The sequence below is a fragment of the Microbacterium suwonense genome (assembly GCF_030296555.1).
Lineage (GTDB): Bacteria > Actinomycetota > Actinomycetes > Actinomycetales > Microbacteriaceae > Microbacterium > Microbacterium suwonense.
Genome location: NZ_AP027728.1, coordinates 440631 through 454875, shown reverse-complemented (window position 1 = coordinate 454875; position 14245 = coordinate 440631). Strand labels below are relative to the sequence as shown.

15 protein-coding genes and 1 tRNA gene are annotated in these 14245 nt (G+C 68.4%); 7 read left to right on the top strand and 9 right to left on the bottom strand.

Going from position 1 to position 14245, the window contains the following annotated elements; translation table 11 throughout:
* Positions 1 to 3: 3 nt before the first annotated feature.
* Positions 4 to 885 carry an RNA polymerase sigma-70 factor gene (locus tag QUE33_RS02300; RefSeq protein WP_286301689.1) on the bottom strand — a complete coding sequence of 294 codons (882 nt, stop codon included), beginning with the start codon at positions 883 to 885 and terminating at the stop codon, positions 4 to 6.
* Positions 886 to 1052: 167 nt separating this feature from the next.
* Between QUE33_RS02300 and QUE33_RS02295 the strand changes: the two genes are divergently transcribed.
* The gene (locus QUE33_RS02295) at positions 1053 to 1811 is read left to right on the top strand and encodes an SDR family oxidoreductase (RefSeq protein WP_286301688.1); all 759 of its coding nucleotides are present in this window, start codon (positions 1053 to 1055) and stop codon (positions 1809 to 1811) included.
* Between the two features lie 163 nt (positions 1812 to 1974).
* On the opposite strand, the gene QUE33_RS02290 is transcribed toward QUE33_RS02295, so the two are convergent.
* Entirely contained in the window at positions 1975 to 2262 is a 288-nt protein-coding gene (locus QUE33_RS02290) for a hypothetical protein (protein WP_286301687.1), read from the bottom strand.
* Positions 2263 to 2431: 169 nt separating this feature from the next.
* Between QUE33_RS02290 and QUE33_RS02285 the strand changes: the two genes are divergently transcribed.
* Positions 2432 to 2872 carry a hypothetical protein gene (locus tag QUE33_RS02285; protein ID WP_286301686.1) on the top strand — a complete coding sequence of 147 codons (441 nt, stop codon included), beginning with the start codon at positions 2432 to 2434 and terminating at the stop codon, positions 2870 to 2872.
* Between the two features lie 86 nt (positions 2873 to 2958).
* Here QUE33_RS02285 and QUE33_RS02280 read toward each other — a convergent pair.
* Positions 2959 to 3032: transfer RNA gene (locus tag QUE33_RS02280), tRNA-Pro, on the bottom strand.
* A gap of 213 nt (positions 3033 to 3245) precedes the next feature.
* On the opposite strand from QUE33_RS02280, the gene QUE33_RS02275 reads away from it, so the two are divergent.
* The 5 genes from QUE33_RS02275 to QUE33_RS02255 all read left to right on the top strand — a co-directional run bounded on the left by QUE33_RS02275 (position 3246) and on the right by QUE33_RS02255 (position 7308).
* Positions 3246 to 3845, top strand: a complete 600-nt coding sequence (locus QUE33_RS02275) for a GNAT family N-acetyltransferase (protein ID WP_286301684.1) — start codon at positions 3246 to 3248, stop codon at positions 3843 to 3845.
* A gap of 4 nt (positions 3846 to 3849) precedes the next feature.
* Entirely contained in the window at positions 3850 to 4152 is a 303-nt protein-coding gene (locus QUE33_RS02270) for a hypothetical protein (protein ID WP_286301682.1), read from the top strand.
* 148 nt (positions 4153 to 4300) lie between these two features.
* Complete coding sequence (locus QUE33_RS02265; protein WP_286301681.1) at positions 4301 to 5011, top strand: lysoplasmalogenase family protein; 711 nt, start codon at positions 4301 to 4303, stop codon at positions 5009 to 5011.
* Entirely contained in the window at positions 5008 to 5385 is a 378-nt protein-coding gene (locus QUE33_RS02260) for an RNA-binding S4 domain-containing protein (RefSeq protein ID WP_286301680.1), read from the top strand. The genes QUE33_RS02265 and QUE33_RS02260 overlap by 4 nt, the downstream gene beginning before the upstream one ends.
* A 66-nt stretch (positions 5386 to 5451) precedes the next feature.
* Positions 5452 to 7308, top strand: a complete 1857-nt coding sequence (locus tag QUE33_RS02255) for an HNH endonuclease signature motif containing protein (RefSeq protein ID WP_286301679.1) — start codon at positions 5452 to 5454, stop codon at positions 7306 to 7308.
* Positions 7309 to 7625: 317 nt separating this feature from the next.
* On the opposite strand, the gene QUE33_RS02250 is transcribed toward QUE33_RS02255, so the two are convergent.
* The 6 genes from QUE33_RS02250 to QUE33_RS02225 form a co-directional block, all read right to left on the bottom strand.
* Complete coding sequence (locus QUE33_RS02250) at positions 7626 to 8609, bottom strand: NUDIX domain-containing protein (protein ID WP_286301678.1); 984 nt, start codon at positions 8607 to 8609, stop codon at positions 7626 to 7628.
* A gap of 259 nt (positions 8610 to 8868) precedes the next feature.
* Positions 8869 to 9939 carry a Glu/Leu/Phe/Val dehydrogenase family protein gene (locus tag QUE33_RS02245; protein ID WP_286301676.1) on the bottom strand — a complete coding sequence of 357 codons (1071 nt, stop codon included), beginning with the start codon at positions 9937 to 9939 and terminating at the stop codon, positions 8869 to 8871.
* Between the two features lie 139 nt (positions 9940 to 10078).
* Positions 10079 to 11602, bottom strand: a complete 1524-nt coding sequence (gene der, locus QUE33_RS02240) for a ribosome biogenesis GTPase Der (protein WP_286301674.1) — start codon at positions 11600 to 11602, stop codon at positions 10079 to 10081.
* Positions 11592 to 12311 (bottom strand): (d)CMP kinase, encoded by a 720-nt coding sequence (gene cmk / locus QUE33_RS02235; protein ID WP_286301672.1) that lies wholly within the window; start codon positions 12309 to 12311, stop codon positions 11592 to 11594. Before cmk ends, der begins: the two co-directional genes overlap by 11 nt.
* On the bottom strand, positions 12304 to 13416 hold the full coding sequence (locus QUE33_RS02230) for a prephenate dehydrogenase (protein ID WP_286301671.1): 1113 nt from the start codon (positions 13414 to 13416) through the stop codon (positions 12304 to 12306). The genes cmk and QUE33_RS02230 overlap by 8 nt, the downstream gene beginning before the upstream one ends.
* Complete coding sequence (locus tag QUE33_RS02225) at positions 13413 to 14228, bottom strand: pseudouridine synthase (RefSeq protein ID WP_286301670.1); 816 nt, start codon at positions 14226 to 14228, stop codon at positions 13413 to 13415. Before QUE33_RS02225 ends, QUE33_RS02230 begins: the two co-directional genes overlap by 4 nt.
* Positions 14229 to 14245: the final 17 nt, after the last annotated feature.

The window sequence follows — 14245 nt, the reverse complement described above, 5'->3', positions numbered from 1 at the left end:
CCCTCATGCAGTGACCGCGGCCACGTGGCCGAGCTTGTCGGGACTCATCACCCAGAGAAGCTGCCGGATGCCATCCTCAGAGGTGGTCGCGGTGACGACGGTGGTGACCACTCCGTTCTCGGTCAGCGCGGCCGCGGGCTGACCGTTGACTTGGACCCAGTCGATCTGCTTGCCGACCCAGAAGTGGTGCGAGAAGGCCGCCACGAACTTCGCCACCCGCGACCGGCCGATGACCGGGATCCGTGCGGCGAGCTTGACCCCGTTGCCGTCGGTGTAGCTGACGACGTCATCGGCGAAGAGCCGCTCCAGCGCCTGCGCATCGCCCTGCTGCGCGGCGGTCAGGAACGCCTCGAGAAGACGGCGCTGATGCCTCGGCTCGACCTCGGATCGGCGGGCCGACGAAAGGTGCGAGCGGGCCCTGCTGACCAGCTGCCGCGCGTTCACCACCGTCGTGGAGATCACCTCGGCGATGCGCGGATACGGGTAGTCGAAGGCCTCGCGCAGGATGTAGGCCGCGCGCTCCGCCGGCGTCAGCTTCTCGAGCGTCAGCAGGATCGCGAACTGCAGCGCTTCGGCCCGCTCGGCGCCGAGGGCGGGGTCGTCGTCGGTGTTGACTGGCTCGGGCAGCCACGGTCCGATGTAGGTCTCACGGCGGGTGTGCGACGACTGGAGGACGTTTATCGACAGCCGCGTGGCGATCGTCGCGAGGAAGGCCGCAGGTTCCGCCACCCGATCGCGGTCGGTGCTCTGCCAGCGGATCCAGGTCTCCTGCACGATGTCCTCGGCATCCGACACCGTTCCCAGCATCCGGTACGCGATCCCGAACAGCCGCCGCCTCTGCCCGGCGAACAGCTCCACGGCATCGCCGAGTCCGTCATCGCTCATGCGTTCATACTCCCTCATCCTCACGATGCACCCCGCTGCAAGACATGACAGCGCACTGCGGCGATCTGTGACAACCGGTCTCGGAGAGCCGATGTCACAGCCACGGCCCCGTCCCGGTCACATGGGCAGGGACAGCTGTCCGCATCGACGAGATATGAGGGATCGACATGAGAATCACGGTCATCGGAGGAACCGGCCTGATCGGCACCAGACTGGTCGCGAAGCTGCGCGGATCAGGGCATGAGGTCATCGCTGCGGCCCGCAGCACCGGCGTGAACTCCTTCACCGGCGAAGGGCTGGAAGAGGCGCTCGATGGGGCCGAGGTCGTGGTCGACGTCTCGAACTCGTCGTACACCGACGAGGCGGGCGCGCAGGAGTTCTTCTCCACGTCGACGATGAATCTGCTCAGCTACGGTAAGGCCGCCGGCGTCGGGCACCACGTGGCACTGTCCGTGGTCGGCACCGAGCGACTCGCCCGCGTGGAAGGCGGGTACTTCATCGCCAAGCAGCAGCAGGAGAGGATGATCGTCGCCTCCGGCCGGCCGTACTCGCTCGTGCATGCCACCCAGTTCTTCGAGTTCATCCGCAACATCTCCGACGAGGCGATGCGCGGCGGACGGGGACAGATCGCGGACGCCCTCGTGCAGCCGATGGCCGCCGACGACGTCGCGGAGGCCGTCGCCGGCGTCGCCGTCTCCGAGCCGCTGAACGGCATGATCGAGTTCGGCGGCCCGGAGGTGTTCACGCTCCGGGAGATCGCCCTGCAGGATCTGCGCTTCCGTCACGACGAGCGTGAGGTCGTGGCCGATCCGCTCGGCACGTACTTCGGCGCACGGCTCGCCCATCGCGACCTGCTGCCGGAGGCCACGGCATCCATCGCGCCGACCCGGTACCACGACTGGCGGGTGGGGACGAGCGCCCGCTGAGCGCACGCTGGTTGCAGCGTTGGACGGCGACGGGGATGGCGATCGCCGACTTGGTCACCGCCGCCGAGCTCGTCACCGCCTTCGTCGTCGGCTTCGTCATCGAGGAGCAGGAGCGGGGAGCGATCCGCCCACGGCGATCCCGAGCGCTACGTCCACGGCGGGCTCAGGACTCCGGGGGGCTCCGCTGTGCGATCAGCGGATGCGGGACCACGGTGTAGAGGTGAGCACAGGCCAGGGCGAGCCAGAGCAGACCTGCGAGGACGGACAGCCACAGCAGCGTCACACCGGCAGCGGACTGCGCCAGCGCCGCTCCCCCGACGAACCCGACGACCACGACGATCCCGCACCAGAGGCCGAGCCGGGCCTGCCCAGACTCACCGCGAGGCGATGCCCACCACGAGTAGGCGAACGCGGCGACGGCGAGACAGAGAAAGCCGACGGCGCCGAACACGAGGTGCAGAATGCCGCTCGTCGTGCCTGCACTGTCACTCTGTTCAGGCGGGACCCCGCCGTGGCGTCGGGAAGGAAGACCGCGCTCAGGATGAGGCAGAGACCGTACACACCGGTCAGCACCCCGATCGCGAGCCCGCGCCCGGAGCGGATCGTGCGGAGCACCCCGTATGCCGCTGCGAGCACTGGCGCGAGCAGGCCAGAAGTGGTGGTTCACCCACCAACGCCTCCGCTCCGCCCACCATGTCCTGCATCGCCTGGTCCTTGCCGGGCACCTGTTCACGTTCCTGGACCCGAAGCTGGCCGAGCTGAAGATCTCATCGACGACGAACAAGATCGAAGGCGGCATCAACTCGCCCCTGCGGCGCATCCTCACCCACCACCGCGGGCTCAGCGAACACCACCAACGACGAGCTCTCGAATGGTGGCTCTATACGAACACCGACCCTGCGCACCCGCCGCCAGCGATGCTCAACAACACCAACGACCCCGACGACGCAGTCGACTTCGCCGACGACGAAACTGACACCGCCGAAGTCAGCCTCTACGACACCGCCCTCAGCGCCGAAGAAGGCCTCTGGAACCGCTCAGGATGGCTCCGCAGCCGATGACACGCCCGACCCCATACACACGTTCTGGCCGGTAACCCAGAAACGACGAAGCCCTGGTGAAAATTGCTTCTCACCAGGGCTTTTTGTCGGGATGACAGGATTTGAACCTGCGACCCCTTGACCCCCAGTCAAGTGCGCTACCAAGCTGCGCCACATCCCGTTGTTTAGTTTTCTGGTTGTATCGCCGCTCTAACTCACCTGGTCCCCAGTCAAGTGCGCTACCAAGCTGCGCCACAGCCCGTGGCAGTCCGCGCTCTCACGCGGGCAACTCATCCATCGTAGCCCACCGGAAACGCCCCCGCGAACCATCGACGGCAGGACGACGCGCGCCGACGCATTGCCGATGTCCGAAGCCCCGCGTAGCGTGCGATGCATGTCCACCATCACCATAGAACGCGCGACGATCGGCCGATGGGATGACGTGCAGCATTCCCTCTCCGGCGGCGGGGACGGGCGCAGCTGTCAGTGCATCTGGCCGGTCGTGAGCAACAAGGATTGGCACGCGACGACCGTCGATCAGCGCCGCGACATGCTGCACGATGAGATCGCAGCCGGTCCCCCGCCGGGGCTGGTCGCCTACGTCGACGGAGAGGCTGCGGGCTGGATCCGCATCGGCCCTCGCGCAGCGCAGACGCGGATTCTGCGCACGCGCGCCATCGCGGCGGCCACGGCCGAGCCGCTCGATGACGAGAGCGTCTGGGCCGTGACATGCTTCGTCATGCGGCGCGAGCACCGCGGCAAGGGACTCAACGCGCAGCTGCTGCGTGCCGCGATCGACTACGCGCGCGAATCCGGCGCCCGCGTCATCGAGGCGTATCCGGTCGACACTTCCGAGGGCACACACCGTTCCAACGATCTGTTCCACGGGGCCCTCTCCACCTTCATCGCTCAGGGCTTCCATCCGACGGAGCCTCTCACCCGCCGACGTGTCCTCGTCGTTCGCGACCTCGCGCACTCCTCCGCGCTACCGTGAAGCCATGACCGCACAGCATCCGCCCATCGACGACCCCGATCTGGGTCTGCTGACGCGCGCCGAGAGCACCTTCGATGACGGCACCGTCGCCGTGCACGATTGGTACGCCGGTCGCATCGATCTCGACGGCGACGACGTGGAGCTGATGATCGACGGCCCCGACGTCGACGACGTCCGAGCACGCCTCCCCGGCTGCGAGCGATCGTCGCCGATCTCGACGGCATCCGTCGACGAACATCGGATGCCATCGTCACCCAGTTCAGCGATGTGGAGCCCACTCCGAACGAACTCGCGGGCGCTGCCGTAGACCTTCGGCTCGAGGCGATTGAGGCAGCCGCAGACGGTGAGCTCGTGCTGCACTTCGTCGACACCTGCGGCGAGCACTTCCCCGACGGGTACTGGCCGGCAGCGCACCTCGATGCCGATGGCGCCGTCACCTCTGTGACGGTGGAATCGTGAGCGCATCGACGTACACGTCCGCGATCCAACCCGAGCGGACGCCGGGCGGCATCCGCCTACTCGACTCTCTCGCCTGGGTGCCGTACGTCGTGCTCACGATCGTCCACGTGACCGCACTCGCGACGCACAACCCCTTCGCCGCACCCACCAAGCTGACGCTGATGCCGCTGCTCACGCTGCCCGTCCTCCTCGCCGCACCACGCCTTCGACCGCGGTCCGCACTTGCTCTGCTACTCGGCGCACTGCTGTTCTCTTTGCTCGGCGACGGCGCAGGGACGTTCTTCCCAGTCGGATCCGAACTCCCGCTGATGCTGCTGTTCTTCGGCATCGCTCACCTCGGCTACATCGCCTTGTTCCTCCGGTACGCACGCGTGCGCCGTCTGCCATGGTGGACTCTGATCTACGCAGCATGGTGGGTCGGGATGCTGATCGTCATCGGCCCGCACACCGGCTCACTCCTGTTCGCAGTCGCCGGCTACGGACTGGTGCTGGCCGGCACCGCAGTCAGCTCGGCTCGGTGCCACCCGATCGTCGCCGTCGGCGGCGCCTTCTTCCTCACCAGCGACTCCCTCCTCGCCTTCCGGCTGTTCCTGCCCGACACCGCACCGGAGTGGATGAGCCCCGCCGTCATGCTCACCTACACGCTCGGCCAGGGCCTCATCGTGTACGGTGTGCTCCGGACTCTCGCGATACGAGATTCGCGATGACGGATGCCATGAAGCCGGCGCGCATCGACAGCTGGCTGTGGGCGATCCGCATCTACAAGACGCGGTCAGCTGCGACGACCGCATGCCGGGCAGGGCATGTGCGGGTGAACGGTGAGCGCACGAAGGCGGCACAGACCGTAAAGCCCGGGGATGAGGTGCGCGTGCGCATCTCCGGATTCGACCGCATCCTGGTGGTGCGCCGGACGCTCGTCAAGCGTGTCGGAGCGCCGGTCGCCGTCACCGCGTACGAGGACCGCACGCCTCCCCGCGATCCTGTCGCGATGCTGGCCGTGCGCGACCGCGGTGCGGGGCGCCCGACCAAACGCGAGCGGCGCGAGATCGACCGCTTGCGAAGGCGAGACCAATCCGAGTGAGATTCTGTTCGATGTTTAATCACGTCTGAAACTTGTCTTTTCGTAATTTTGTTCTACACTGGATGCATGACTTCGGATCCGATCCCTCTCTTCGAACGGCGCGGCGCGCTGTTGGAGGCGTGGGTGTCGAAGCAGCGAGAGATCGCAGTGCTGCAGGCGGAGTCGGCGGCACTGCTCGCAGAGCGGTGGGAGATCTGGGCGGAAGAGGTCGCAGCACAGCCGATGCACAGGGATGCGATCGAGCGCTCGATGTTCGCGGAGTATGCCGCAGCCGGTCACCTCTCAAAGGGATCAATGGAATTCGCGTTCGTCGACGCCCGCACCCTGTACGACGTGCACCCCGCAACCCGTCGTTCTCACGAGCAAGGTCTGATCACTCCCGCGCATGTGCGGGCGATCCTGCGCGAGGCGCAGCCCGTGCGGGAGGCGATCGATGCCGGGACGGTGGATGCCGGAACACTGAACCTGTATGAGGCGGCAGTCCTGGAGGTTGCAGAGGCCGATACTCCGGCCCGCACCCGTGCGCATGCCAGGCAGGTCGCCGCAGCATTGGCCGGAGTCACGGTCGTCGAACAGCACACGCGCGCCCGGAGTGAGCGAGAGATCACCGTGCGCTCCGTCGGGGAGGGGATGGCGCTGTTGCAGGCAGTGCTGCCCGAGCATCTCGCCGTCGCGATCCTTGACCGCCTCACCGCCCTGGCCCGGCACCAGCGCCGTCATCCCGAGGACCGTCCCACCTGCCTGCCTGCTGCCGAGCCCACGGATGCCGAGTGGGCGGCCCTCGACGCCTGGATCCTATGGATCGAATCCCATCAGCCCGACGACGACAGCTCCGCCGGTGCCGATGCCGATAAGGCCGGCGACCCCGCAGCGGGAACCAGGGCGGAATCCGCGGTGCGGAACGATGAGCGGTCCGGAGCGATCTTCCACGGCGACACGTTCACCACCGACCCGTTCACCCGCGAGACCGGCTCCCACGAGATGCGCTCCCCCACCGGTGTGGAGGAGGCCGATACGCGCAAGACCAACGTGGCCGATTCCCCCGTGGATGAGGATCCGTTCCCATTCGGCCTGCCGCCCCTCCCGGATCTGGATTCTGATCCACGCACGAACCCGGACAGCCCGCTGCTCATCCGGCTTCCCGACGATTCCCGCACGATCGATCAGCTGCGGGCGGATCTGTTCACCGATCTGCTGCTCGCCTCCGATCCGTCCGCAGCACACGGCACCGGTATGGAGAACATTCACGCCACCATCCAGGTCACCGTCGCCGCCACGACACTCCGCGGCGATGACGACAAGCCCGCGCAGCTCGACGGACACGGGCCGCTGCATCCCGACACCGCCCGCGCTCTCGCCGGCGTTCGCACAGGATGGACTCGCCTGTTCCTTGACCCGACCGGGATGCTCACGCAGACCGATACCTACACTCCGACCGAGCCGATGCGCCGTTACCTGCGTGCCCGCGACCAGCACTGCCGATTCCCGGGCTGCCGACAGCCCGTGCACCGCTGCGACATCGACCACAACCACGACTACGCATTGGGCGGCCCGACAGCCATCGACAACCTCGCTCACTTCTGCCGGGCGCATCACGTGCTCAAGCATCCCGACATCCCCGAGACCGCCCGATGGCGGGCACGACAGCTACCCGACCAGACAGTGCAGTGGATCAGCCCGACCGGACGCACCTATCCCGATCCCGCACCCCGACGTGTCATGTTCGTGCCGTCCGACTCGAGTGAGCCATCCGCATCCACGGAGCCGCTCATGTCAGCAACGTCATCCACGTCGGCAGATCGGCCGACTTCGACCGCACCGCCAGGATCAGCACCACCACCAGGATGTACGCCGCCTTGGACGTATGCCTCCTCCGTCGATCCCACGCATCCCACCGCGACAGAAGTGGGTGCCCCTTTCTGACGACCCGCCGACGGGCGGCGACGAGACGTGCCTGCCCTGGCACCCGCACCGGTGCCTGCACCCGAACGTGAACCCGAAACAACGACAACGACAACGACAACGAACCGATGCGCTCAGCGTTACAGAGGTCTCGGGCTCGCGAGGTCACAGCACCGGCACTTCCGTCAACGCTGCGCCACCAGCACCAGCACCACAGCGCTGCGCCACAGCACCAGTCAGACGTACAAGAGCACGACCGTTCCCGTCTCAGCCGGGTTGATTCCTTCTCGGCACCCTCAGCCGAGTCGGCGCGCCTCAGACCAGCCGAGTCCCGCGCCTCAGCCCAGCTGACGCAGCAGCCAGCCGGCAGATTGAACTCGCGCACCGGTCTCCTCGACTCGTGCCCGCAGCCCCCGGTCGCTCGTAACGACCGTCACCTGCGACCCTTCCTCATTCAAGCGGCTCGCCTCGTCGACGATCGCGTCGTCGCCGGCCGCTTCGGCACGCACGACCTGCACACGTCCGACCTCGGCATGGCCACCCTCGACGCGTCCGCCCTCGACGCGCCAGCCGCCGATAGGCTCGCCATTGCCAGCACGCGCAGCACCAGCATCCGTCAGCGCTCGCGCCTGCCCTTCGACAACCATCGACACCTGCGGATACCAGCGAGTCGCTCCGAGATCGAGCGCAGACGATGCCACGCCATCCTGCATCCACGACGACAGCCGGTCGCGCAGCCGGGCCGCCGCGCCCGCTCGGTCTTTCCACCAGCCGTCGGGCACGGATCCGACCACGTTGGCCGCGTCCACCACGATCGTGGGACGCACCGACAGCAGCCTCCTCAACTCCGGCCACGCCGCGCCGAAGCCGGGGTGCAGCGGTCGCTGATCCACCTGGTCGACCGGCACCCACTCCAGCGCCAGGCTCTCCGGGTCACTGATCACCGGCTCGAACGGCTCCTGCACATCCCCGATCACGGTCGTGTACGACCAGATGTTCAGGTCGAGCACGCTCGCGAACCGCGCACGCACGGCCCCGTCCGGGATCCCGGCCTCCTCCTGAGCTTCGCGCAGTGCGCCGCGCAGGGCCGACTCGCCTTCATGCAACGCACCCCCGGGAATGCCCCAGGTGCCGCCGAAGTGACTCCACTCCACGCGATGCTGCAGCAGCACACCTCGCCGCGGATCGACCGCGAGCAGCCCCGCGGCGCCGTAGCGCCCCCAGTAACGCTCCCCCGTCTCCGCAACCACCCAGGCATCCCCGCTGTCGCGCGGCCCGTGCGGACGGCGCGGCTCGCCGGGTGCGGGAGGGATGATCGTCACCCTTCCAGCCTTTCACAGCAGCACCAGCTGTGGCGGCACGAGTCGGCAGGTTACCGCACCAGCCTCACCGCCGACTCATCAGCGCCCGTCTCGACCTCACCGCCACGGCGTCAGCATCAGCCACGCTCAGCACTCACCACAGCGTCAGCACACGCCCCGCTCAGCACACGCCCCGCTCAGTGCATGTCATGCTCAGCACGCACGGCGTCAGTACACACCACCGTGTCAGTACTCACCGACGCATCAATACACGCCGGCATCAGCGCGCACCCACCTCAGCCCCCGCACGCAACCGCGACGCCGCGAGCTCTTCCGCGGCCTGCAGTGGAGTCACGCCGCGCGCCTCGGCATCGTCCAGGATCGTGCGCACCGTGTCGCCGATCCCCGCGACGCGGGCCATGATCTCATCGCTCGACCCGATCTGCTTGGCCTCCAGGTCCAGGTAGATCACCCCGCCCGCGTTGACGACGAAGTCTGGTGCGTAGAGGATCCCGCGCCCGGCCAGACGGTCGGCGCCCGAATGATCGGCCAGCGGGTTGTTCGCCGGGCCGCAGACGGCCCTCACATCCAGTGCGTCGATGACCTCGTCGGTGAGCACGCCACCGATCCCCGCCGGCACGAACACATCGCCGCTCACCAGGTGCTCAGTGCCCGGCTCCACCCACGTCGCCCCGAGCTCGGCGGCGAACGCGCGCCGGGCCGGGTTGATGTCGGTCACAGTCAGCTGCGCACCCTGCTCGGCCAGACGCGTCGCGAGTCGCCCGCCGACCTGTCCGAGGCCCGAGATCGTCACACGGCGGCCCTCGGCGGATGCCGATCCGGTCACCCGCTCCAGCACGGCGAGCAGCGAGGCGTACACACCCAGGCTGGTCGGACCGGCCGGCTCGCCCGAGCCTCCGACGGTCGAGGGCAGGCCCACGACGTGCTGCGTGCGCTCGCTGACCGTGAGCATGTCATCCGTGGTCGATCCGACATCCTCAGCCGTGCGGTACAGCCCGCCCATCAGTTCGACGGCATCGCCCAGGTCCAGGAAGGCATCGCGGCGACGATCGGCATCCAGCGTCTCCCCCGGCTCCAGACGGATCACCGACTTCCCGCCGCCCGCGTCCAGACCGGCCGCCGCATTCTTCAGTGTCATCGCGGCCGAGAGCCGCAGGGCGTCGCCGAGGGCATCGCTCCAGTGCGGATAGGTCCACAGCCGCGCACCGCCGAGGGCCGAGCCGAGCACCGACGAATGCAGCGCGACCGCGATGAACAGGCCACTGCGGCGGCCCGTGATCACCTCCACGCGCTCGTGGGCGAAATCGGGCAGGGGCAGGGTGTGCGTCATCGCAGTCTCCTTCAGCGGGCCTCGTGGGCCGAGCGGATACGGATGCCGGGATCATGGCATCCGCTCCCATTATCCCCGGGAACGGAACGAACACCCAGCCCGACTGCCAACGCCGGCCCGGCTCCCTACACCGCCCCGGCTACTTGCGCTGGCGCCGTTCCCTGACGCGCATGTTGATGACGATCGGCGTGCCCTCGAAGGAGTACAGCTCGCGGAGTCGGCGCTGGATGAACCGGCGATACCCGGGGTCGAGGAATCCGGTCGTGAACAGCACGAACGTCGGCGGACGCGTTGCCGCCTGGGTGCCGAACAGCACGCGCGGCTGCTTGCCGCCGCGCAGCGGATGCGGATTGGCGGCGACGAGCTCGGTGAGGAAGGCGTTGAGCTTGCCGGTGGGGATGCGACGATCCCAGTTCTCCAGCGCGCGCTCCAGCGCCGGCACGAGCCGGTCGAAGTGCCGGCCCGTCTTCGCCGAGATGTTCACCCGCGGGGCCCAGGCGACGTGCGCAAGGTCCTGCTCGATCTCGCGCTCCAGGTATCGGCGGCGCTCGGAGTTCTCCATGTCCTCGTCCGAGAGGCGATCCCACTTGTTGAATGCGAGCACCAGCGCACGACCCGAGTCGAGCACCATGTCGATGATGTTCAGGTCCTGCACGCTGATCGGCTGGCTCACATCCAGCACGACCACGGCCACCTCGGCCTTCTCCAGCGCGGCGGAGGTGCGCAGCGAGGCGTAGAAGTCGGCCCCCTGCTGCAGGTGCACGCGACGGCGGATGCCGGCGGTGTCGACCAGCCGCCACATCTTCCCGCCGAGCTCGACGATCTCGTCCACCGGGTCGCGGGTGGTGCCGGCCAGGTCGTTGACGACCACGCGCTCCTCCCCCGCCGCCTTGTTCAGCAGCGAGGATTTGCCCACGTTCGGACGCCCCAGGATGGCGACGCGGCGCGGTCCGCCGATCTCGGCCTTGGCGACCGTCGACACCTCGGGAAGCTTCTCGACGATGAGGTCGAGCAGATCGGCGACGCCGCGCCCGTGGATGGCCGAGACCGGGTACGGCTCGCCCAGGCCCAGATTCCACAGTGCCGCAGCCTCGGGCTCCTGTCGCGCGTCGTCGATCTTGTTCGCGACCAGGAACACCGGCTTGCCGCTCTTGCGCAGCAGCTTCACGACGTGCTCGTCGGTCGAGGTCGCGCCGACCTTCGCGTCCACGACGAACAGCACCATGTCGGCCAGGTCGATCGCGACCTCGGCCTGGGCCGCCACCGAGCGGTCGATGCCCTTGGCATCCGGCTCCCACCCGCCGGTGTCCACCAGCGAGAACCGCTTCTCCATCCACTCGGCCTTGTAGGTGACCCGGTCGCGGGTGACGCCAGGGGTGTCCTCCACGACGGCCTCACGGCGGCCGAGGATGCGGTTCACCAGCGCGGACTTGCCGACGTTCGGACGCCCCACAATCGCGACCACCGGCAGCGCCGGCAGGTATTCGATGCCGTCCTCACCGCGCGTGGCGCCCTCGAGCAGCTGCTGATCGTCGTCGTCCAACTCGTAGTCGGCGAGCGTGCCGCGCATCAGCTCCGCACGCTGCTCGGCGAGCTGCTCGTCGAGCTCGGCCATCTTCTCGGCGAGGTGGTCGGGACCGCCCTCGTACTCTTCATCGGCCATGGTGGCGCTCCTTGTCGGCATCGCGGCGGCGCTCGATCACGGCGAGCACGGCATCGATGGTCTGGGAAAAATCGAGTTCTGTCGAGTCGACGACGTCCACGCCGGGTGCGGCGTTGAGGAAGTCGACCACGCTGCTGTCGGAAGCGTCGCGCTTGTGCAGTGCCGCCGCGACGGCCACCGGATCCGATCCGCCGAGCTCACCGGCCCGGCGCGCCGCACGCACCTCAGGGGCGGCGGTCAGCAGGATGCGCACGGGCGCATCCGGGGCGACGACGGTCGTGATGTCACGGCCCTCGACGACCACGGCGGGATAGTCGGCTTCGGCCACCATCCGCCGGAACATCTCGTTCACCTGCACCCGCACCTCGGGCACACGGGCGACGCCGCTCACGGCCGCCGACACCCGAGGGTCGCGGATCGCGTCGGTCACGTTCGCATCCCCCACCAGCACGTGCCGGTCGTCGGGGTCGAGGCGCTGAATCAGAGGGAAATCGGATGCTGCCGATCGCACGGCATCGGCATCGGCGGTGTCCGCACCTCGCTCGAGCACCTGCCAGGCCAGCGCCCGGTAGGCGGCGCCGGTGTCGAGGTAGCCGTAGCCGAGCCTGCGAGCGATGGCCTTGGACACGCTGGACTTGCCGGAGCCGGCCGGCCCGTCGATGGCGATGAACTTGTCGGCGCGGTGCGCCGACTCAGAGGCCTCAGTCATTGGTGTTCCCCGCAATCCGCCAGCCGCGTGCTTCCAGTCCCTCGATGGCGCCGCGCAGCGCGGCCGGCGCCACGCTGATGTCGGCCAGGCCGAACTGCGCGCCCGGGGAGTGCTCCAGGCGCAGGTCTTCGACGTTCACGCCCAGCTCGCCCAGTTCGCCGAACAGGCGGCCCAGCTGGCCGGGAGTGTCGTCGACCATCACGACGAGCTGCTCGAAACGGCGGTTCTGGCCGTGTTTGCCCGGCAGCCGTTCGACGCCCTCATTGCCGTGCTTGATGGCATCCGCCACCCTGCGGCGGGCGCCGGGTGCGTTCGGCTCGCGCAGGGCATCCGAGACGTCGCGCAGGTCGGCGGCGAGCGCATCGAGCACCTCGACCACCGGCTCCGCGTTCGCGCTGAGGATCTGCACCCACAGCTCAGGAGCGGATGCGGCGATGCGGGTCGTGTCGCGCACGCCCTGCCCTGCCAGTCGCAGCGCGTCCTCGTCGGCGGATGCCAGGCGGGCCGCCAGCAGGCTCGCGACCACCTGCGGCACGTGCGAGGTCAGCGCGACCGAGTGATCGTGCTCCTCCGGAGTCATCTCCAGCGGCATCGCGCCGAGGTCCAGCGCGAGGGCCTCGACGAGCGAGAGATCGGCCGCACGGGTCTCCTCGTCGCGGCACACCACCCACGGACGACCCACGAACAGGTCGGCACGAGCAGAGATCGCCCCGCCGCGCTCACGCCCGGCCAGCGGATGCGAGCCGATGTACCGCGTCAGATCCACGCCGCGCCGTCGCAGCTGGTCGAAGGGCTCCAGCTTGACGCTGGCGACGTCCGTGACGACGGCATCCGGGTAGGCCTTGAGCTCGGCCTGGATGACGTCCGCCGTGACATCCGGGGGCACCGCCACCACGATCAGGCTCGGGTTGTCGTCTTCGCGCTCCGCACGGCCGGCGCCGTAGTCGATCGCCAGCCGCAGCTGCGAGGGCGAGGCGTCGGCGAGCACGACGTCGACGTCGAGAGCGCGCAGCGCATGGCCGATGCTGGAGCCGAGCAGGCCGGCGCCGACGATGCGCACGGTCCCGGACACGCGCGCAGCGCGGGCGTTCGTGGAATCGCTCACTCGGTCTCCTGCTTGTCGTCGTCTCCCGCGGCCGCAGGTGAATCCTGGCGCGAGAGGGTCAGCAGCGCGCCACGTTCGATTTTAGTCAGTTCCCTGGCCTTCCCCGCCGGGAGGGTTCCCAGGTGCAGCGGGCCGAACTGCCGGCGTACGAGCTCTTCGACGGGATGCCCCACCGCGGCCATCATCCGGCGCACGATGCGGTTGCGTCCGGAGTGCAGGGTCAGCTCCACCAGACTCGACGCGGAACCCGGTCCCGAACCCTTCGATGCATCCAGCAGACGCGCCTTGTCGGCCTTGATCGGGCCGTCCTCCAGGTCGAAGCCGCGGGTCAGCGTGGCGATCGTCTGCGCAGTGACGGTGCCGGCGACCTTGGCGATGTACACCTTCGTGACACCGAACGACGGATGCGCGAGCACGTGGGCCAGATCGCCGTCATTGGTGAGGATCAGCAGACCGCTGGTCTCGGCATCCAGCCGGCCCACGTTGTACAGCCGCTCCGGCCAGTCCTTGGTGAAGCGACGCAGATCGGGCCGGCCTTTCTCGTCGCGCATGGTGCTGTAGATGCCGGTGGGCTTGTTGAGCATCACATAGCGCTTGGAGACGTCCAGCTGCACGGCGGTGCCGTCGACGTCGATCAGGTCGCTGTCCGGGTCGATGCGCGTGCCCAGCTCGGTGACGGTGCGCCCGTTCACCCGGATGCGGCCCTCCACGATGTACTGCTCGATCACGCGCCGCGAGGCGACCCCGGCGTTCGCCAGCGCCTTCTGCAGCCGCACGCCCTCAGCGGATGCCGTCCCTTCCGCACCGGTCATCGAAGTACTCCTCGTCG